The organism is Streptomyces sp. NPDC001204, from assembly GCF_053598035.1.
Map to the genome: position 1 here is coordinate 110,374 of NZ_JBSFJL010000016.1, position 19,076 is coordinate 129,449.

Here is a 19,076-nt window from a genome sequence, read left to right on the forward strand (position 1 = left end):
CCGCCCACTTCCGCGGGTGGGACCATCGCAGCACCCCACGCCGTGAGGAGGATGCTTCGCGTTGCCGACGGCGATCGTCACGACGGTGCCAAGCCCGGTACAGCCCCGGGTTCCGGCCGGTCCGGGATGTATGGCAATTTCCGCGGCAGGGCAGTTCGGGCACACCGGCTGGAATCCTGCGACCGGCTCGTCGGGCTCGTGCTCGTGCTCGTGCTCGTGCTCGACCAGATCGCCATCGACGACGGCTCCATCGCCAAGGGCCTGAAACGCTCGGGCATGACGGATGGTTACGGGATCAGCCCTGACGGAGACTCATGACGTCGGGCCGGTGCCGTCGGCCGCCATGTCGTCCACCCTGATCAGGTGCAGGGAGGTAGTGGACCAGTCCCCGGCCGGCAGCTCGGGTGTGATCCCGTACCCGGTCAGTGCGGACGCGTGGTGCACGGCGCCGGTGACGGCATCCCGGTAGCGCGCGGCGGGATCCAGGCCGGCGAGCCTGAGGACGGGGCGCGGCGTGCCGTGGCGGGGTGCCCTCTGCCACACCAGCACGAAGACCTCCCGGCGGTCCGGGGTGGTGTACTGCACCGCTGTCGGTCCGTCGTCGACGGGGCCGCGCAGCCGGTGCTGGATGCCGTGCTGCACGATGTGACGGACCCTCTTGTACTGCGCCACCAGTTCCGCGCCTTGGGCGAATTCCCCGGGGGTCCAGTGCGCGAGGTCGCCGCCCACCGCCAGGACCCCCGCCATCGCGACATGGAAGCGGTACCGCAGCGGCACCGATCGGCTGGTGAGCTGGTTGGGCACATCCGTCACCCACGCCGCCATCACCCGTGCCGGGTAGATCTGGCTGAAGCCGTGCTGGATGGAGACCCGGTCCACCGCGTCGGTGTTGTCGGACGGCCACGCCTGGTCCGTACGGGAGAGGATGCCGAGGTCGACGCGGCCGCCGCCACCGCTGCAGGTTTCGATCCGCAGCCCGGGGTGGTCCGCTCGCAGGCGGTCGATGACGTCGTAGAGGTTGTGCACGTACCGCGTCCACAGGAGGTCTTGGCCGTCTTCACGGGCGGGCCAGCCGGCCTCGCTGAAGGCTCGGTTCATGTCCCACTTGAGGAAGTCGATTCCGTTGTCCGCGACCAACCGGGTCAGCCATCCGTACGCCCACTCGGCGATGTCGTCACGCGCGAAGTTGAGCACCAGTTGGTTGCGCAGTTCCGTGCGAGTGCGGTGCGGGAAGTGCAACACCCAGTCGGGGTGCGCGCGGTAGAGGTCGCTGTCCGGGTTGACCATCTCGGGCTCCACCCACAGGCCGAAACGCATTCCCAGCCGGTGGACCTCCTCGACCAGCGGCCTCAGCCCCCGGGGGAGCCGCTTGGGGTCCGGTGCCCAGTCGCCGAGACCGGCGGTGTCGTCGCGGCGGCCTCGGAACCAGCCGTCGTCGACGACGTAGAGCTCCACGCCCAGCTTCGCCGCCTGGGCCGCAAGCGCCTTCTGACTGGCTTCGTCGACATCGAAGCCGGTGGCCTCCCAGGAGTTGAACAGCACGGGGCGCGTCTCGTCCGGGTGCGGGAGCACGTGGGCCAGGACGTACGCGTGCCAGGCGCGGCTCGCCGCGCCGAAGCCGCGGTCGGTGTACATGGCCGCGAAGCGCGGTGTCGCGTACTCCTCGCCCGGGCCGAGTGGCAGTTCTGCTCCGTCATGCCCGGCCCCGCCCGTGAAGGACGCACGTCCGTCGGGCGTGCGCTGCACGATGAGGTGCCAGCTTCCGCTCCAGGCCAGGGCAGCGCTCCACACCTCGCCCCGGTCCTCGGTGGCATCGCCGGCGTCCAGCATCAGCCACGGGTTCGCGTGGTGGCTGGTGATGCCGCGCCGACTGGTGAGCACGGTCTCGCCGTGCGGCACCGGCTCCCGGTGCAGCAGGCCCTCCGCCGACCACTGGCCCGTGACATGACTGATCCGGTAGTCGTCGCGCGGCGACAGCGTCCAAGCGGCCGAATCCGCGCGCAGCACGGCGATCGGTTGCTGTCCGGTGTTGCGCAGCACGGTCCAACGCTCGATGACATCCGTGTCGTCGTGGACACGGTAGTGGAGGGTGACCGCCAGCGGGTGGTGGCGGTCGCGGAACTCCAGGGCGAGTTCCGTCGTACCGGGCGCCGATTCGCTGATCCGGTGGCCCAGGTGCGCCCACTCGAAGGCACGGGTGCCGTCGGCGAACCGCACTCGGAGGGACGGCGCTCCGTACCGGGCCCCACCGTCGACCGGCAACTCCTCGCCGGCCGGTGAGCGGCCCTCGAAGCTGCTGATCTCCGCGGCCTGAGGAGGCACGAGTTGACTCGCCGCCGCAAGGGGTAGCCGAGGTCCCCAAGCGAGGTGACAGGGGGCTCCCGTGTGATCGATCCGCATCGCGTACGACGTGCGCGCGGTGGAGAGCAGCCAGACGCCGGAGGCCGGGTCGAAGGAGATCGCAGACATGGGTCCTCACGTTCGGAGAGTGCCGCACAGGAGCAGTGCGCAGCCAACTCCGCCTTGGATCACGTGTCAACACCCGCTCGGCATCTATGTTTTCCAGGCTGACAGTGGGTAACTCGCATGCTTCAAAAGAGGCGTGCTTTTTTCATTGACAGCGAAAAAGAACCAACCTAGGTTTCCGGCCATGCGCTCGACCCCCTCCCCCGAGGCGACCCCGCCGATGACGCCGGCCGCTTCCCTCGTCTTCACCACCCTGCTGTCCCACGGTCCGCTCACCCGGGCCGAGACGGGGCGGCGGACCGGGCTCTCCCCGGCCGCCGTCACCAAGGCGGTCCGTCCGCTGATGGAGCTCGGCTATCTGGCCGAGGGCGCCGACGAAGGGGCGCGACCCGCTGTGGGGCGTCCGGCCGGCCTGGTGCGGGTGGAGGCAGGGAGGGCGATGTTCATCGGGATCAAGGTGACAGGCGACGAGATCATCGCCGTCCTGGCCGATCTGTGCTGCCGTATCCGGATCGCCCGGTGCGTACCGCTCACGGGCCGCGAACCTGAGACAGTGCTCCCCGCCATCACCTCCGTCGTGCAGGAGTTGCTCACAGAGGCCGACGGATTCGGCGTGCGGGTGCGGGGGTTGGGCCTCGCGATCTCGGGAGACGTGGACCGCGCGAACGGAGTCGTCCGCTACTCGCCCTTCCTGGAGTGGCGGGACGTACCACTCGCCGAGATCGTCGGGACCGCGACCGGGCTGCCGGTCACGGTCGACAACGACGTGCGGGCGCTCACGGTCGCCGAGCACTGGTTCGGGGCCGGAGTCGGACTCTTGAACTTCGCCTTGGTGACCGTGGGCGCCGGCATCGGCTGTGGCCTTGTGGTGCACGGACGGGTGGTGTCGGGCGCGCACGGCGTGGCCGGCGAGATCGGGCATCTGTCCCTCGACCCGCTCGGCCCGCTCTGCCACTGCGGCAACCGGGGGTGTGTGGAGGCGATCGCGGCGGACCCCGCGATACTCCGCGCAGTGCGCGAGGCCACGGGCAAGGACGTGACCGCCGCGACGGAGGCGCTGGACCTGGCCCACAGCGGAGACCTCGATGTCCGAGCGGTCTACGCACGAGCCGGCGAGGCCATCGGCAAGGCCATCGGCTCCTTGGTGAACATCCTCGGTTCCGAGCGGGTGATCATCTCCGGGGAGGGCCTGGCCGCCTACGACCTTTTCGCCGAGGGCATCCGGGACGCGTTCGCCGCGTCCGCCTTCGGTACTGCTTCGCAGTGCGACGTGATGACACGTCCCCTGCCCTTCGAGGAGTGGGCGCGCGGGGCCGCGGCAACCGCGATCCAGTCCTTCATCGGATCAGACACGTACGAGGAGTAGCCATGACGTTGCAGATCCGCAGCTCTCGGACCGCCGCAGGACCCAGCCGCAGAACGGTGCTCCAGGGGCTGTTCGGTGCCGGGGCGGCCGCCCTGGCCGTGCCCGCTCTTGCCGCCTGCGGCTCGGGGGCCGGGTCCGACCCTAAGACGGTGACCTTCGGATCGAACGGCGGGGACGCCACCCCGAAGAAGGCCTACGCCGCGGTGACGGACGCCTTCCAGAAGGACAGCGGCCTCACGGTCAAGACGAACGTCGTCGACCACGACACCTTCCAGAAGAGCATCTCCACCTACCTCCAGGGCACCCCGGACGACGTCTTCACCTGGTTCGCCGGCTACCGCATGCAGTACTTCGCCAAAAAGGGCCTGGCCAGCCCCATTGACGACGTATGGGCCAGGATAGGCGCCGGCTACAGCGACGCCACCAAGCAGCTGTCCAAGGGCGAGGACGGGAAGTACTACTTCGTACCGCTCTACAACTACCCATGGGCCGTCTTCTACCGCAAGAGCGTCTTCCAGCAGCACGGCTACCAGGTCCCCACCAACTGGAGCCAGTTCATCGCGTTGGCCAAGCAGATGAAGAAGGACGGCCTCTCGCCGATCGCCTCGGGCTACGGCGGCGGCGACAGCTGGAGCATTCTCGGCGCCTTCGACTACCTCAATCTCCGCGCCAACGGCTACGACTTCCACATGTCCCTGATGAGGGGCCAGGTCGCCTGGACGGACGCTCGCGCGGCCAAGACCATCGACCTGTGGCGCGAGCTCACCCCCTACTACCAGACCAACGGCGGCGGCCGCTCCTGGCAGGACGCCGCGCAGTCACTGCTCGACAAGAAGTCCGGAATGGCGATCATCGGTCTCTTCGTCGGCCAGCAGATCACCGACGACTCCCTCCGCTCCGACATCGACTTCTTCCCCTTCCCGGAGATCGACCCGGCCTACGGTCAGGACACCGTCGAGGCGCCGACCGACGGTTTCATGCTCAGCCGCAGGCCGAAGAACCTCGACGGCGCCACCAAGTTCCTCGAGTTCCTCGGCGGCGCGAAGGCCGAAGGCGTCTACATGGGCATCGACCCGAGCAACGTGGCCGTCAACTCCGGTGCCGGAACAGGTTCGTACAACGCCCTGCAGAAGAAGGCCGCCGAACTCATCGCGAGCGCCAAGCACATCACCCAGTTCGGTGACCGCGACAGCGATCCGGGATTCATCTCCACCGTGGTCGAGCCCGGCTTCACCGAATGGCTGAACCACCCCGACAACGGCTCAGCCCTGCTCAAGAAGATCGAGTCGCAGCGCTCTCGCTTCTTCACGGCCTGACCCTACCGGAGGGGGTTCACCATGTCCTCCGTGCGCACCGTGCGCCGGTCTCCGTCGCTCGCACACCCTCGTCCTCGCCGGCTCGGTCCTGGTGACCGCCTCTTTCTGACCTTTGCCGTCGGCATCCCGCTGCTCGCCCTGCTGGCCTTCGTGTGGCTGCCGGCGCTCGCCTCCGTCGGTCTGTCCCTCACCAGCTGGGACGGCCTCACCCTGTCCGACATCCAGTGGGTCGGGCTGGGCAACTACCAAGAGATCTTCACCAACTACCCGCCGTTCTGGCCGGCTGTCCAGCACAACCTGATCTGGCTGCTCTTCACAGCGCTGCTCCCCACTCCGTTCGGGGTCTTCCTGGCCTACCAGCTCGACCACAAGATCCGCTTCACCCGCCTCTACCAGACCGCGATCTTCATGCCGATGGTGCTGTCCCTGGCGGTCGTCGGCTTCATCTGGGAGATCATCTACAACCCCGACACCGGCCTGCTCGACGGTGTGATCGGCCACCACATCAACTGGCTGGGCAATCCCCACCTCAATCTGTGGGCCGTCCTGGTCGCCTCCGGCTGGCGGCACACCGGGTACATCATGATCCTCTACCTGGCCGGGCTGAAGGGCTTCGACCCCGCCCTGAAGGAGGCGGCCGCTCTCGACGGCGCCAACGGACGCCAGACCTTCATGAGAGTGGTGCTGCCGGCCCTGAAGCCGGTCAACATCATCGTCCTGGTCGTCACCCTCATGGAGTCACTGCGCGCCTTCGACGTCGTCTACGTCCTCGGCGGCGGCACCGGAAGCAAGCCCGGCATGGAACTGCTGTCGCTGCTCATCACCGACAACATCATCGGCGAGTCCAGCCACATCGGATACGGGTCCGCGCTCGCGGTCATCCTGCTCATCGTCTCCCTCGCCGCAATCGGGACGTTCCTCGTCCAGACATTCCGCAAGGAGGACCAGTGACCACGACCGCCGCACCACCGGCCCGCCGGTCACGCCCCTCGCGGACCTATCACGCCGCGGGCTCCGCAAGGCCGAAGCGGCAGACCGCACGCCACATCATGCTCGGCGGCACAGCGCTGCTGTGGCTCGTCCCGCTGCTCTGGGCCGTGTACACCTCCCTGCGTCCCTATTCCGACACCGCCCGGCACGGGTATCTGTCCTGGCCGCACAGCATCGGCCTGCGGAACTTCTCAGACGCGTGGAACCAGTCCGGGATGCCGCACTTCTTCTGGAACTCCGTACTCATCACGGTTCCGGCAGTGCTCGGCACCCTGCTTTTCGCCGCAGCCGTGGCCTTCTTCGTCGCGCGGTTCGACTTCCGCTGGAACGTCGCACTGCTGATGCTCTTCACCGCGGGAAACCTGCTCCCCGCACAGGTCCTGATCACGCCCCTGTACCGGCTGTACCTTCTCGTGCCGCTGCCCGCGTGGATGAGCGATTCCCTGCTCGTCTACAACTCCCTGTGGGGCATCATCTTCATCCACATCGCCTACCAGTGCGGCTTCTGCACCTTCGTGCTGAGCAACTACATGAAGACGGTCCCGAAAGAGATCTTCGAAGCCGCTCTCGTGGACGGTGCCCCGGTGTGGCGGCAATTCTTCCAGATCGTGCTGCCGTTGTGCCGGCCGGCGTTCGCGGCGCTGGCGACCCTGGAATCCATCTGGATCTACAACGACTTCTTCTGGTCGCTCGCGCTGATCCAGGCGGGTGACAAGCGTCCCATCACCTCCGCACTGGCCAATCTCCAGGGCGCTTACTTCACCAATCCCAACCTCATCGCGGCAGGTGCTCTCATGACCGCGATCCCCACGCTGCTGGTGTACTTCGCGCTCCAGCGACAGTTCATCAGCGGCCTCACCATCGGCTCGGGCAAGGGCTGAGCCGCCGACCCGACGCCCCGGCCGTCGGTTGCCCGACCACTTCCCCCGGCGTCCTGTCCGGAACACGCCCCTGACCGGCACAACGCCCGTTCCTCACGGGTGCAACCGCGCGATTCCGCTCATTGCATCCCCAGGAGGCAGACCCATGCGGTCACCCTCGTACAGAGCTCTGCGCGGAGCCCTCGCCGGCTCCCCACGCCACACCATGAGAGTCATGCTGGTCCTGGCCGTCACGGCCGCGCTCGCTACAGCGGTCCCCACCGCCACCCGGGCCACCGCCGCCTCCAGGTCCACGACCGCAGCCGCCGCCCCGGCTGCGACCACGGCGGACGTCACTTCCGGCATTGCGGCCAAGCCGTTCATGGGCTGGTCCAGCTGGAGCATGCAGTCCTCCCAGTACCCGGGCCTGAACCCGAACGGCAACTACAGCTACCTCACCGAGGCGAATGTCCTGAAGCAGACGGACGCCCTCGCCGCCACGCTGAAGAAGTACGGCTACAACCACGTCAACATCGACGCCGGCTGGTGGATGGACAACAACTGGACGACCGAGTTCGACCAGTACGGCCGGCAGACGCCCGACCCGGTCCGGTTCCCCCACGGCATGAAGTCGGTCGCCGACCACATCCACTCCAAGGGCCTCAAGGCGGGTATCTACCTGCCCGTCGGCCTGGAGAAGGGCGCGTACGGCGACGGCAGGGTGCCGATCCGGAACGCCCCCGGCTGCACCACCGCGGACATCGTCTACCCGGACCTGCGCACCACCAACGGCTGGGACAGCGCCTACAAGCTGGACTTCGACAACCCCTGCGCGCAGAGGTACATCGACTCGCAGGCGCGGATGCTCGCGGACTGGGGCTACGACTTCCTGAAGTTGGACGGGGTGGGTCCGGGCTCGTTCAAGTCCGGTGACAACTACAACAACGTCGCGGACGTCGCCGCCTGGCACAAGGCCATAGCCGACACCGGGCGCCCGATCCACCTCGAGCTCTCCTGGTCACTCGACATCGGTCACGCCGCCGACTGGAAGAAGTACTCCAACGGCTGGCGCATCGACACCGACGTCGAGTGCTACTGCAACACCCTGGTCACCTGGGACAACTCGGTCAAGGGCCGGTGGGACGACGCCCCCGCGTGGAGCGGCAAGGCCGGCCCGGGCGGCTGGAACGACCTCGACGCGATCGATGTCGGCAACGGGGCGATGGACGGCCTCACCAACGCCGAACGGCAGAGCTACATGACCCTGTGGGCCATCAACAAGTCGCCCCTGTTCACTGGTGACGACCTCACCCAGCTGGACAGCTACGGTCTTTCCCTGCTGACCAACCAGGAAGTCATCGCCGTCGACCAGAACAACTCGCCCGTCGCACGTCCCGTCACCCCGATGGGCGACGAGCAGGTCTGGGGAACCAAGAACTCCGACGGCAGCTACACCGTCGCCCTGTTCAACCTCGGCGAATCGCCGGCATCCGTCACCGCCAACTGGGCGTCCCTCGGGTTCACCGGCGCGGCCTCCGTGCGTGACCTGTGGAACCACAAGGACCTCGGGACGTACAAGAACAAGATCACCGCGACGCTGCCCGCACACGGCTCCCGGCTGTTCACCGTCAAGCCCGGCGGCGCGCCACTGGCGACCACCAGCTACGAGGCGGAGTCCGCGAACAACACCCGAACCGGCAACGCCTCCGTCGCCGCATGCGACTCCTGCTCCGGCGGCAAGAAGGTCGGCAACCTCTACCTCGACAGCAGGCTGCAGTTCAACGACATCACGGTGAAGAAGGACGGCATCTACCCCGTCAACGTCTCCTATGTCAGCGGCGACCCCCGCTCGGTGACCGTCTACTCCAACAGCGGCAACGGCACCAGCCTCAAGTTCCCCTCCACGGGCGACTGGGGCACGGTCGGGACCATCAGCGTCGAGTTGGCGCTGAAAGCGGGTTCCAACACCGTCACGTTCGACAGCGGCTGGGACTACTCGCCCGACATCGACAGGATCGACGTACCCAAGTCCGCCTGACCGCTCCGCGGGCCCGGAAGTGACACGACCGGGCCCCGCACCCGGCAACTGCCCCGGGCCTCCGCACAGTCCCGCGGCATCCGGGCTTCACGCCCGGCGTATTCCCCGCACACAACGCCCGACGACATACATGTGTCGTTCCCGCACGCGCCGTTCCCCGGACATGGAGTGCACAACGTGGACACCCAGCACACCGAAACGCGCGACAACCACCCGAGCCGAAGGGGCTTCCTGGCCTTCGCCGCCGCAGCCGGCACGGCCGCCGCCCTCGGCGGCCTGCCCGCCTTCACCGCCTCGGCCGCCCCCCAGCGCCCGACCACCTCACCCCTGCTGTCCGCGGCCGCCGCCGCGAAGAACCAGTTGTGGTGGCAGGCTCCCGGCTCATCCAACTCGATGATCCAGCAGGGTCTGCCGGTCGGGAACGGGCGCCTCGGAGCGCTCGCGAGCAACGATCCCTCCAGCGAACTGCTGACGATCACCGACGCCACCCTGTGGTCCGGTGGCCTCAACGACACCCTGCAGAGCGACGGCCAGTTCCCCTACGGCCGCGACGACTTCGGCTCGCTGACCCTGCTGGCCGAGCTGACCGTCGACATCCCCGGCCACGACCTGGGCTCCGTCGACAACTACCGTCGCACACTCGACCTGGCCCAAGGCCTCGTCAGCGCCTCGTACGACCTGTCCGGCGTCACCTACCACCGACAGATCTTCGCCAGTCGCCCCGACGACGTCATCGTCCTGTACTTCTCCCGGCAGGGCAGCGGCACCTACACCGGTACCGTCTCCCTCACCGGCACGCACGGCGAGTCCACCACCGCCGACAGCGCCCGGCGTTACGCCTCGTTCAGCGCCTCCCTCGCCAACGGGCTGAAGTACGGCGCCGCCGTCACCGCGTACAGCAACGGCGGCACGGTGGCCGTCAACGGTACGTCGATCTCCTTCAGCGACTGCAAGGACCTCACCGTCGTGGTCAGCGGCGGTACCAACTACGCGCCCGAAGCGGCCGCCGGGTTCCGTGACCCGTCCGTGGACCCGGAGCGCCTGGCGCGGACCAAGGTCCTCGACGCGGCCGGCCACTCCGCGAGCACCCTGCTGCACACACATGTCGCCGACTTCCGCCCGATGTTCGAGCAGCTGGACGTCAACCTCGGCACGTCGTCCGCCGCACAGCGCAAGCTGGACACCTGGCACCGGGTGCAGGCACGCCACCGGGACGACGTCCCCGACCCGGAACTTGAGGCCGCCTACCTGCAGTTCGGCCGCTACCTGATGATCTCCGGGTCGCGGGGCAGCCTGCCGATGGGCCTTCAGGGGCCGTGGCTGGACGGCAACGACCCGGACTGGATGGGCGACTACCACACCGACATCAACATCCAGATGAATTACTGGATGGCCGACCGCGCGGGCCTGTCCGGCTGCTTCGACGCCTTCACGGACTACTGCCTCGCGCAGCTGCCTTCCTGGACGGACGTCACCCAGCGGCTGTTCAACAACCCGACCAACCGGTACCGCAATTCCAGTGGCAGGATCGCCGGCTGGACCGTGGCCATCTCCACCAACCCCTACGGCGGAGGCGGCTGGTGGTGGCACCCGGCCGGCAACGCCTGGCTCTGCCAGAACCTGTTCGAGCACTACGAGTACACGCAGGACGGCGCCTACCTCGAAAAGATCTACCCCCTCATCAAGGGTGCGGTGGAGTTCTGGGAGGCACGCCTCATCACCACGACCGTCACCGACGCCTCCGGGGCCTCGCGCGAGGTCCTCATCGCCGACAGCGACTGGTCGCCCGAGCAGGGCCCGCTCGACGCCAAGGGCATCACCTACGCCCAGGAACTGGTCTGGAACCTCTTCGGCAACTACCGCACCGCAACCCAGGTACTCGGCAAGGACACCTCCTACGGCGCGACGATCGACGGTCTTCGCCGGCACCTGTACCTGCCCGTGGTCAGCCCCACGACCGGCTGGCTGGAGGAGTGGATGTCGCCCGACAACCTCGGCGAGACCACACACCGGCACCTCTCCCCGCTCGTCGGCCTCTTCCCCGGCGACCGTATCCGCCCGGACGACTCCACGCCGAAGGACATCCTCGCCGGCGCGACGGCCCTGCTGACCGCCCGCGGCATGAACAGTTTCGGCTGGTCCAACGCCTGGCGCAGTCTGTGCTGGTCACGGCTGAAGAACGCGGAGAAGGCCTACCAGCTCGTCGTCAACAACCTGAAGCCGTCGGCGGGCGGCAGCAACGGCACCGCGCCGAACCTCTTCGACATCATGGACATGGGGCAAGGCCGCGGCATCTTCCAGATCGACGCGAACTTCGGCACCCCCTCCGCGATGATCGAGATGCTGGTCTACTCCCGGCCGGGCCACGTCGAGCTGCTGCCCGCACTGCCCGCCGCGTGGGCGGCATCGGGCTCGATATCCGGCGTCGGCGTCCGCGGCGGCTTCGTCGCCGGCCTCAGCTGGAAGAACGGCAAGGTCACCCGGGTGACGCTGAAGAGCGTCGGCGGCCGTGACACGACCGTCTACGCGGGCAGCGCCTCACGGAAGATCAGCCTCAAACCCGGTGAATCCGTCACGCTGGGCACCCTCGGCTGAGGCCGGCTCGTCACACGTGACCGGACGGCCGTCCGGCCCGCGTAACGACGCCCTGCGGCAAGGGTGTCGCGACGCTGCTCGTAACGGTCGGGTCCAAGCCCTTGGTGATGCCGCCTCCTGCGCCCCCACAGCACCTCACCCAGAGCCGGTGAGCCCAGCCCGCCGCGGACGAGAGAAGAGTGGAGATCGACGATGTCCCCCAACAACAAGGGAAGCGTGGCGGCCGGTTGCCGACCACGCCGCAGATCCTGGCTGACCGTGGTCGGCGCGCTGACCGGCTTTGCCCTCACGGTCGTTCCGCTGAGCACCGCGAACGTGGCGAGCGCCGCCACGTTCGCGGTGCAAGGCAAGGGCACACGGGTCAGCGCCTGGTCACCCAGCATGACGACCGGCGGCCCGTCCTTCAGCAACCAGAGCATCCGGATGGTGGTCCACAGCAGCGTCGCGGGCTCGGGCGCTCGCATCACCTTGTCCAACCGGTACAGCACCTCCCCGCTCGAGGTCAGCGCCGTGGACGTGGCCGTCCAGGCGAGCGGCGGAGAGGCCGCACGCGGCACCACCCGGAACGTCACCTTCGGAAACTCCGGTCACGTCACGATCCCCGCCGGCCAAGAGGCGGTCAGCGACGTCATCCCGATCTCGGTCAGCGCCGGGGAGAACCTGCTCGTCAGCCTCTACGTGCCCGGCACGACGGGCACGTCGACCTGGCACTCCGACGCATTCGACACGACCTACATCGCCTCCGGCGATCACATCGGTGACGACAGCGCTGCCGCGTTCGGCACCACCACGACCTCGTGGTACTACCTGGCAGGGATGGACGTCGTCTCGCCGACAGCGAAGGGCACCGTCGTCGCCTTCGGCGACTCCATCACCGACGGCTACCACTCCTCCACGGGCACCTACACCCGGTGGCCGGACTTCCTCGGGCGCCGGCTGGGCGCCGACCGGGGCCCGCAGAAGCTGAGCGTCGTCGACGCCGGCATCGGTGGCAACCGGGTCCTCACCGACGTGCCCAACCTGTGGCAGGGGGTCAGCGCCCTCAAGCGCTTCGGGCACGACGCCCTCGGCCAGCCAGGCGTCAAGGACGTGATCCTCTTCGAAGGCATCAACGACATCGGCAACAACGCCGGACCCAACAGCGGGCCCCTGACCGCCCAGGACCTCATCAACGGCTACCGGACCCTGATCGACGAGGCTCATGCCGCCCGCGTCAATGTCATCGGTGCAACGCTGATGCCCGACGAGGGCAACGGGTACTACACGCCTGCCGCCGAGGCGATCCGCCAGGACGTCAACCAGTGGATCCGTACCAGCGGAGCCTTCGACGGCGTCATCGACTTCGACCGGTTCATGCGCGACCCCGCGAACCCGGCCGCCCTCAAACCCGCCTACGACTCAGGTGACCACATCCACCCCAACGACGCGGGCATGAAGGCGATGGCCGACGCCATCGACCTGCGGCTACTGCGCACCTGACACACGCAGGCACCGGCCCCCTCCGAGGTGGCGCCCCCGAGGCTCGTGCGACCCGTCGGGCCGTGCGGAGCGCCGGTTCGACCGTTCGGCTGGCGACGGACACCCGCATGCACGACAGAAAGGGAAAGCCGATCCGATCTGTGGAAGTTTGGAGCGGACGCCTGACAGGCAATGACGGCGCGGGGGCGATCCCCGTTCCGAGAGTCGGCCCGGGGACAGTGGAGGTAGCCGATGGACAGCGGCGGACGGTCGCCGGCCCCGGGCTCCGGCGAGCCGCAGCGCCCGAGTTCGGACGAGGGGCACAAACAGGGACGCCTCGATCGCGCTCGCGCTGTCGCGGCGGCGCAGGCCGCCAAGTGGGCCGCTCGCACCCGGGCCCTCGTGCGGCGGGTCGAGCGGACTCCTCCGCCCCCGGGGCCGTTCCGTCCCGGCTTCTGGCGCAGTCCCCTCCGCGGGCCCTGGATGACGTCCGTGTTCGGACTGGTGCTGCTGATCGGAATCCCGCTGCTCTTCGTCACCGGGATGCTCTCCTACGCCGCCTACAACCCGGGACTCGACCGCATCAACGACCAGACCCCGCACAAGGGCCTGCTGGGTTTCTACCTCTTCGCCTGGCCCACCCATCCGTACTGGCTGTACCGGCTGACCCAGGGCGTGCACGTGACGCTCGGCGTGGTCCTCGTGCCGGTGCTGCTGGCCAAGTTGTGGTCAGTGATCCCGAAGCTGTTCGAGTGGCTGCCGGTCCGCTCCGTCGCCCACGGACTGGAGCGGTTGTCCCTGCTCATGCTGGTCGGCGGGGTGATCTTTGAGTTCGTCACCGGCATCATCAACATCCAGCTCTTCTACGTCTTCCCCGGCTCCTTCTACACCCTGCACTTCTACGGCGCCTGGGTGTTCATCGCCGCGTTCGTCGTCCACGTGTGTCTCAAACTCGGCCGGATGACCCGCGCCCTGCGCTCCCGCAGCCTGGCCGCCGAACTGCGCACTGACCTCGCGAACACACGGCCCGAGCCCCCCGACCCCGACGGCCTGGTCCCGATCGCTCCCGCGCCGCCGACGATGACCCGGCGCGGCGCGCTCGCCATGGTGGGGGGCGGATCGCTCCTCCTCCTGGTGGTCACCGCGGGACAGAGCATTGGCGGCCTGCTGCGCAACACCGCCCTTCTCGCGCCCCACAACCGCACCCCGGGCGGCGGCCCGAACGGCTTCCAGATCAACAAGACCGCGGCGGCCGTCGGTGTCACCCCCGCGCACGTCGGCCCCGACTGGCGCCTGGAGATCCACGGCCCCGGTCCGACGCTCGTCTTCACCCGCGCACAGCTCCTCGCGATGCCCCAGCATGCCGCCGCGCTGCCTATCGCCTGCGTGGAAGGATGGTCCACCCACGACCAGCAATGGAGCGGCCTTCGGCTGGCCGACCTCGCCGCCATGGCAGGCCTCCCCGACGCCGGAAGCGTCCTGGTGCAATCCGTCCAACCACCCGGCCCCTACAGCTCGGTGGTCCTGCGGGGCAACCAGATCCACGACCCTCGATCGCTGCTCGCCCTGCACGTCAACGGCGCGGACCTCTCACTCGACCACGGCTACCCGGCCCGCGTCATCGTCCCGGCCAACCCCGGCGTGAACAACACCAAGTGGGTGCACCGGCTCACCTTCAGGACGTGACCAATGGCACGCTTCGTCCGCTGGTACGGCTCCGGCCCCCTCCACCTGCTCGTCCTGATCGCCTCGTTCGCAATCACCGGCTATGCCCTGGTACGCCTGTTCGCCGTCCGCCCGCTCGAGGTCGCGATCTGGTTCGTCGGCGCGGCGATCCTCCATGACCTCATCCTGCTGCCCCTGTACTCGCTCGCCGACCTGTCGACACAGGCTGTCCTACGGCATCGCGCCACCCGCATGCCACAACCGCCGTGGATCAACTACCTGCGCGTGCCCACCTTTCTCTCCGGTGTGCTCCTGCTTGTCTGGTTCCCCCTCATCTTCGCCCTCTCGACCCCCTACCCGGGTGCCACCCGGTTGACCATGGACGTCTACATCGGCCGGTGGCTGGCCATCACCGCCGTACTCTTCGCCGCCTCCGCCGTGGCCTTCGCTCTCAAGCTCCGCCGCGTCCGGCGGGCCGCGCGCGCCGACGAGGAACGACCTGCGCCAGGTCACGGCGCTGCATCGTGACGACCGACGAGGACGGCTCGCCCTGCGCAGCGGGAGACCCCTATGCGCTCGCCCTGCGAACCGGCCACGGACCGGTGTATCTACGCTTGGGGAACGGGGGCCGGATCCGGATGCCTGTGCATCGCTGGTACGCGCAGCCCACCCTGGCCGACGAATCCGTACTCAATCGCTGCGTCGGCCCCGTTCTCGACGTCGGCTGCGGACCGGGCCGGCTGTGCGGGGCACTCCTGAGTCGCGGGGTCTTCGCGCTCGGCGTCGATGTGGCTCCCCGCGCGGTGGCCCATACCATCGCTCTCGGCGGAATCGCACTGTGCCGATCGGTGTTCGACCGGCTACCGGCCGAGGGAGGCTGGCAGACCGTCCTGCTCATCGACGCCAACATCGGTATCGGCGGTGACCCGCATGCCCTGCTGTACCGCTGTATCCAGCTCACCGCCCCGACGGGTGTTCTCCTCGTCGAGGTCGACCCCGACGATGTCGAGGAGCTCTGCAGCGCCCGGTTCGAAGACATCCATGGCCACGAAGGGCCGCCGTTCCCCTGGGCGCGTCTGGGAGCACCAGCGCTCCACAGGGTCGCCGAGGACCTTGCCCTCAGCGTCACCGACCAGTGGAGATGCGGCCACCGATGCTTCCTCGCCCTCGGCCGCCAGGACCCGACCTCGGGACGTCGTTACTGAGCGGGGCTGACGACGCGGTGGCGGGACACGACGTAGGCCGCCCAGACACCAGGCGCCGGGTGCGACACCAGGCCGTCTCGCCACCCGCTCGGGGCAACCGCCGACGGCCAGCGCATGCGATCCACCGATCGTGCTGATTGGGTGGGGGCGAATCCGCTGTGCAGGGAGGCTGGGATCAATGACACTCGTCGGGCACCCGGAGAGACCTGCGGCGCAGGCGACTGCTCACGTCGTCCTGGCCGGGCCACCTCCGGCCCAAGGTGGACGGGCTGCGAGACATGAGTGCGCGACCGATCGGTGACCACGCTCTGCTGTCCGACTGCCGCTCGGCCGCGCTGGTGACCTCCGACGGCTCGGTGGACTGGCTGTGTCTGCCCCGGTTCGACAGCCCGGCGATCTTCGCTCGACTCCTCGACGAGGACGCCGGCCACTGGTCCATCCGCCCTGTCACCGACCCGATCGACATCAGCCGCCGTTACGTCGAGGACACCCTTGTTCTGGAGACGGTCTTCCGCACAACCGGGGGTACGGCGGTCCTGCGGGATGCCCTCGCCCTGGGGCGGCGCGAACGCGGGCACGCGCTCGGCACCGCTTCCCCCGGAACGCTCCTGCGGCAGTTCACCTGCACCGAAGGACGGGTAACCATCGAGATCGCCTACGCGCCGCGCCCGGAGTTCGGACTCGTCCACCCCTTGCTCTCAGCCGTGCGAGGCGGGCTCGCGGCGCACGGGGGAGCCCACGTTCTGCTGCTGTCGAGCCCCGTCGACCTGCAAGTGAGCGGCTCCACAGCACACGGCCGAATCCCGCTCTCGGCGGGGCACCGCCTCGGATTCGCCCTGCAGGTCAGGCCGGCGTGGGAAAGGGAGCCGGTGGGCTGGCGGGCAGGGCGGATCCGGCGCCGCATGTCCGACACCATCGCGGGCTGGCGTTCCTGGTCGAAGCTCCACCGCGGCTACGTCGGCCCCTGGCAGGACGAGGTGAGCCACAGCGGACGCGTGCTGCGAGCCCTGACCTTCGCTCCCAGCGGAGCCATTGTCGCCGCTGCCACTACCTCCCTGCCCGAGACAGCGGGCGGGAAGCGCAACTGGGATTACCGCTACACCTGGGTCCGCGACGCGAGCTTCACCCTTCAGGCGCTTGGCACGGCCGCCTGCGAGAAGGAGAAGAACCGGTTCTTCGACTTCCTCGCCCGCACCGGGGCAACCCAACTCGACCGCGGCGTCGACCTGCAGATCATGTACGGCATCGGCGGCGAACACGACCTGAGCGAGCGGCTCCTGCCGCACCTGACCGGCTGGCGCAACAGCAGCCCCGTGAGGATCGGCAACGACGCCTGGCGCCAGCGCCAACTCGACGTCTACGGTGAACTCCTCGATGCCGCTCACCAGACCCTTCCGCCCGGTGAGCCTCTCGACCCGGCCACCCGGACCTTCCTGTTCCAGACGGCCGAGGCAGCCGCCCAGCGGTGGACCCAACGGGATCAGGGCATCTGGGAAAGGCGCGGACCCAGCAGACACTTCCTCCACTCGAAACTGATGTGCTGGGTCGCCCTGGACCGCGCCATCGCCATGGCCCCCGCCCTCCAAGCCGACGAACGCCTGCCCCACTGGCAGCACGAGCGCGACCAGATCCGCCAAGCCATCGAACAACGCGGCTGGAACTCCGGCCTGCGCGCCTTCACCCAGGCATTCGACAGTGACGACCTCGACGCCTCCGCGCTGATGCTGCCCATCGTCGGCTTCTTGCCACCGCACGACCCCCGTGTACAGTCCACCGTGCTGGCCATCGCCACCCAACTGACCGACCGCAACGGCCTGGTCCGCCGCTATCTCACCGACGAGCTGCAGGAAGAAGAAGGCGCCTTCTTGCTGTGTTCCTTCTGGCTTGCCCAAGCCCTCGCCCTCACCGGCCACACCACCCGTGCACGGCACGTCTTCCAAGCCACCCTCGCACACGCCAACGACCTCGGCCTGCTGGCCGAGGAGACCGACTCCACCACAGCTGAGGCCCTCGGCAACTTCCCCCAAGCCTTCAGCCACATCGGGCTCATCAATGCCGCTCGCGCCATCCGCGATGCCGAGCGACAAACAAGGCACGCCCAGTAGGCGAACCCCTGGTGCGCTCCAACTGCCTTACCGATCAGTACACTCACGCAGGCACACAGTGAACGGTCGCCGACCGTGGCGAAGTCGGCACATCCAGGAGCAGCTCGACCGGCTCGGCCCGATCGAGTACGAAAAGAAGTGCTACGCCGACCAGGCAACGGCTGAACGAGCGAACCTGACGGTCCTTCAACCTGCTCCGACCAGCTGATCAGCACCAGCTGCACAGCCGGGGACCGCACGTCACGAAGCCGTAAGCCGGTACGGGCGGTGAGGGGCGTCCGCCTGGCATACGGTTCCAGCATGATGCGTCGATTCCTTGTCTCAGACGCGATTGCCGCGGCCGCACTGCTGACGACGGCCGGGTGCTCGTCATCCGCCGGACACACCCAAGCAACGTCAACCCCGTCCACCGCGGTCTCCCGGGCGACGACGGTACCTACAGGTCCCTTCACCCTCGGCAGAGGCCAGGGTTTCGACGCGTCAGGCGCGTTCCTCCCCCTGATGACCTGCGATAGTCCCCACGACTACTCCCCCGGGCTTACGTTCGAGAATGTCCCGGCCGGTACCGCCGAACTCGGCCTGTCCATGGTCGACCTGGCGAACCAGAAGATCCACTGGCTGCAGGTCGGCCTTCCCGCGACAGCGCCGGGAACGCAGCCGCACACCCTTACGCCCGGTGCCCGGGAACTCCTGAACGACTTCGGCGAAGCGACGTACGACGGTCCCTGCCCGCCCGCCGGCCACACACACAAGTACCAGCTGACGCTGTACGCGCTCCGCAACCCCCTGCCCGCGTCCTTCGGCCAGAACACCTCGCCGAGCCAGACCCTGAAGGAACTGCGGAGTCAGGCCGCCGCCACCGCGGCGCTGGTCGCCCCCTACAGGCGGCACTGACGCAGCGGAGCCGCGGGGCCGGGAGCACCCCGGGCACGCTCGATCACCGCCGCCGCCTCGGCGCTGCACGTCGAACTCTGCCGTCACAGCCAGCCCCGGTTCACCAAACCCGGACCTG

14 protein-coding genes are annotated in these 19,076 nt (G+C 68.4%); 13 read left to right on the plus strand and 1 reads right to left on the minus strand.

The window, feature by feature from the left end; all coding sequences use genetic code 11:
* Positions 1 to 51: 51 nt before the first annotated feature.
* A complete protein-coding gene (locus ACWC91_RS22485; RefSeq protein WP_225077397.1) occupies positions 52 to 318 on the plus strand; it encodes a hypothetical protein in 267 nt (88 codons plus the stop codon).
* Here ACWC91_RS22485 and ACWC91_RS22490 read toward each other — a convergent pair.
* The gene (locus ACWC91_RS22490; protein ID WP_450641563.1) at positions 313 to 2,469 is read right to left on the minus strand and encodes an alpha-galactosidase; all 2,157 of its coding nucleotides are present in this window, start codon (positions 2,467 to 2,469) and stop codon (positions 313 to 315) included. The genes ACWC91_RS22485 and ACWC91_RS22490 overlap by 6 nt on opposite strands.
* A gap of 181 nt (positions 2,470 to 2,650) precedes the next feature.
* On the opposite strand from ACWC91_RS22490, the gene ACWC91_RS22495 reads away from it, so the two are divergent.
* The 12 genes from ACWC91_RS22495 (at position 2,651) to ACWC91_RS22550 (ending at position 18,958) form a co-directional block, all read left to right on the plus strand.
* Positions 2,651 to 3,832, plus strand: coding sequence for an ROK family transcriptional regulator (locus ACWC91_RS22495; protein WP_225077399.1), 1,182 nt, complete (start codon positions 2,651 to 2,653; stop codon positions 3,830 to 3,832).
* Between the two features lie 2 nt (positions 3,833 to 3,834).
* Positions 3,835 to 5,148: an ABC transporter substrate-binding protein gene (locus tag ACWC91_RS22500; protein ID WP_225077400.1), complete on the plus strand. Its 1,314-nt coding sequence runs from the start codon at positions 3,835 to 3,837 to the stop codon at positions 5,146 to 5,148.
* Between the two features lie 21 nt (positions 5,149 to 5,169).
* Entirely contained in the window at positions 5,170 to 6,099 is a 930-nt protein-coding gene (locus tag ACWC91_RS22505) for a carbohydrate ABC transporter permease (protein WP_225077401.1), read from the plus strand.
* Entirely contained in the window at positions 6,096 to 7,019 is a 924-nt protein-coding gene (locus ACWC91_RS22510) for a carbohydrate ABC transporter permease (RefSeq protein ID WP_374113978.1), read from the plus strand. Before ACWC91_RS22505 ends, ACWC91_RS22510 begins: the two co-directional genes overlap by 4 nt.
* A 145-nt stretch (positions 7,020 to 7,164) precedes the next feature.
* Positions 7,165 to 9,036, plus strand: coding sequence for an alpha-galactosidase D (locus tag ACWC91_RS22515; RefSeq protein WP_450641562.1), 1,872 nt, complete (start codon positions 7,165 to 7,167; stop codon positions 9,034 to 9,036).
* A gap of 177 nt (positions 9,037 to 9,213) precedes the next feature.
* Complete coding sequence (locus tag ACWC91_RS22520; protein WP_450641560.1) at positions 9,214 to 11,631, plus strand: glycosyl hydrolase family 95 catalytic domain-containing protein; 2,418 nt, start codon at positions 9,214 to 9,216, stop codon at positions 11,629 to 11,631.
* Between the two features lie 192 nt (positions 11,632 to 11,823).
* Positions 11,824 to 13,110 carry an SGNH/GDSL hydrolase family protein gene (locus ACWC91_RS22525; RefSeq protein WP_450726012.1) on the plus strand — a complete coding sequence of 429 codons (1,287 nt, stop codon included), beginning with the start codon at positions 11,824 to 11,826 and terminating at the stop codon, positions 13,108 to 13,110.
* Between the two features lie 462 nt (positions 13,111 to 13,572).
* Positions 13,573 to 14,775: a molybdopterin-dependent oxidoreductase gene (locus ACWC91_RS22530; RefSeq protein WP_225077404.1), complete on the plus strand. Its 1,203-nt coding sequence runs from the start codon at positions 13,573 to 13,575 to the stop codon at positions 14,773 to 14,775.
* Positions 14,776 to 14,778: 3 nt separating this feature from the next.
* Positions 14,779 to 15,282 carry a hypothetical protein gene (locus ACWC91_RS22535; protein WP_225077405.1) on the plus strand — a complete coding sequence of 168 codons (504 nt, stop codon included), beginning with the start codon at positions 14,779 to 14,781 and terminating at the stop codon, positions 15,280 to 15,282.
* The gene (locus ACWC91_RS22540; RefSeq protein ID WP_225077406.1) at positions 15,279 to 15,959 is read left to right on the plus strand and encodes a class I SAM-dependent methyltransferase; all 681 of its coding nucleotides are present in this window, start codon (positions 15,279 to 15,281) and stop codon (positions 15,957 to 15,959) included. The genes ACWC91_RS22535 and ACWC91_RS22540 overlap by 4 nt, the downstream gene beginning before the upstream one ends.
* 278 nt (positions 15,960 to 16,237) lie before the next feature.
* On the plus strand, positions 16,238 to 18,064 hold the full coding sequence (locus ACWC91_RS22545; protein WP_450641899.1) for a glycoside hydrolase family 15 protein: 1,827 nt from the start codon (positions 16,238 to 16,240) through the stop codon (positions 18,062 to 18,064).
* A 501-nt stretch (positions 18,065 to 18,565) separates the two neighbouring features.
* Positions 18,566 to 18,958 carry a YbhB/YbcL family Raf kinase inhibitor-like protein gene (locus ACWC91_RS22550; protein WP_225077408.1) on the plus strand — a complete coding sequence of 131 codons (393 nt, stop codon included), beginning with the start codon at positions 18,566 to 18,568 and terminating at the stop codon, positions 18,956 to 18,958.
* Positions 18,959 to 19,076: the final 118 nt, after the last annotated feature.

What these genes read in the sequence shown, in the direction of transcription:
- ACWC91_RS22485 (WP_225077397.1), top strand. Translation starts at nt 52, where the DNA reads ATGCTTCGCGTTGCCGACGGCGATCGTCACGACGGTGCCAAGCCCGGT.
- ACWC91_RS22490 (WP_450641563.1), bottom strand. Translation starts at nt 2,469, where the DNA reads ATGTCTGCGATCTCCTTCGACCCGGCCTCCGGCGTCTGGCTGCTCTCC.
- ACWC91_RS22495 (WP_225077399.1), top strand. Translation starts at nt 2,651, where the DNA reads ATGCGCTCGACCCCCTCCCCCGAGGCGACCCCGCCGATGACGCCGGCC.
- ACWC91_RS22500 (WP_225077400.1), top strand. Translation starts at nt 3,835, where the DNA reads ATGACGTTGCAGATCCGCAGCTCTCGGACCGCCGCAGGACCCAGCCGC.
- ACWC91_RS22505 (WP_225077401.1), top strand. Translation starts at nt 5,170, where the DNA reads ATGTCCTCCGTGCGCACCGTGCGCCGGTCTCCGTCGCTCGCACACCCT.
- ACWC91_RS22515 (WP_450641562.1), top strand. Translation starts at nt 7,165, where the DNA reads ATGCGGTCACCCTCGTACAGAGCTCTGCGCGGAGCCCTCGCCGGCTCC.
- ACWC91_RS22525 (WP_450726012.1), top strand. Translation starts at nt 11,824, where the DNA reads ATGTCCCCCAACAACAAGGGAAGCGTGGCGGCCGGTTGCCGACCACGC.
- ACWC91_RS22530 (WP_225077404.1), top strand. Translation starts at nt 13,573, where the DNA reads ATGACGTCCGTGTTCGGACTGGTGCTGCTGATCGGAATCCCGCTGCTC.
- ACWC91_RS22535 (WP_225077405.1), top strand. Translation starts at nt 14,779, where the DNA reads ATGGCACGCTTCGTCCGCTGGTACGGCTCCGGCCCCCTCCACCTGCTC.
- ACWC91_RS22545 (WP_450641899.1), top strand. Translation starts at nt 16,238, where the DNA reads ATGAGTGCGCGACCGATCGGTGACCACGCTCTGCTGTCCGACTGCCGC.
- ACWC91_RS22550 (WP_225077408.1), top strand. Translation starts at nt 18,566, where the DNA reads ATGACCTGCGATAGTCCCCACGACTACTCCCCCGGGCTTACGTTCGAG.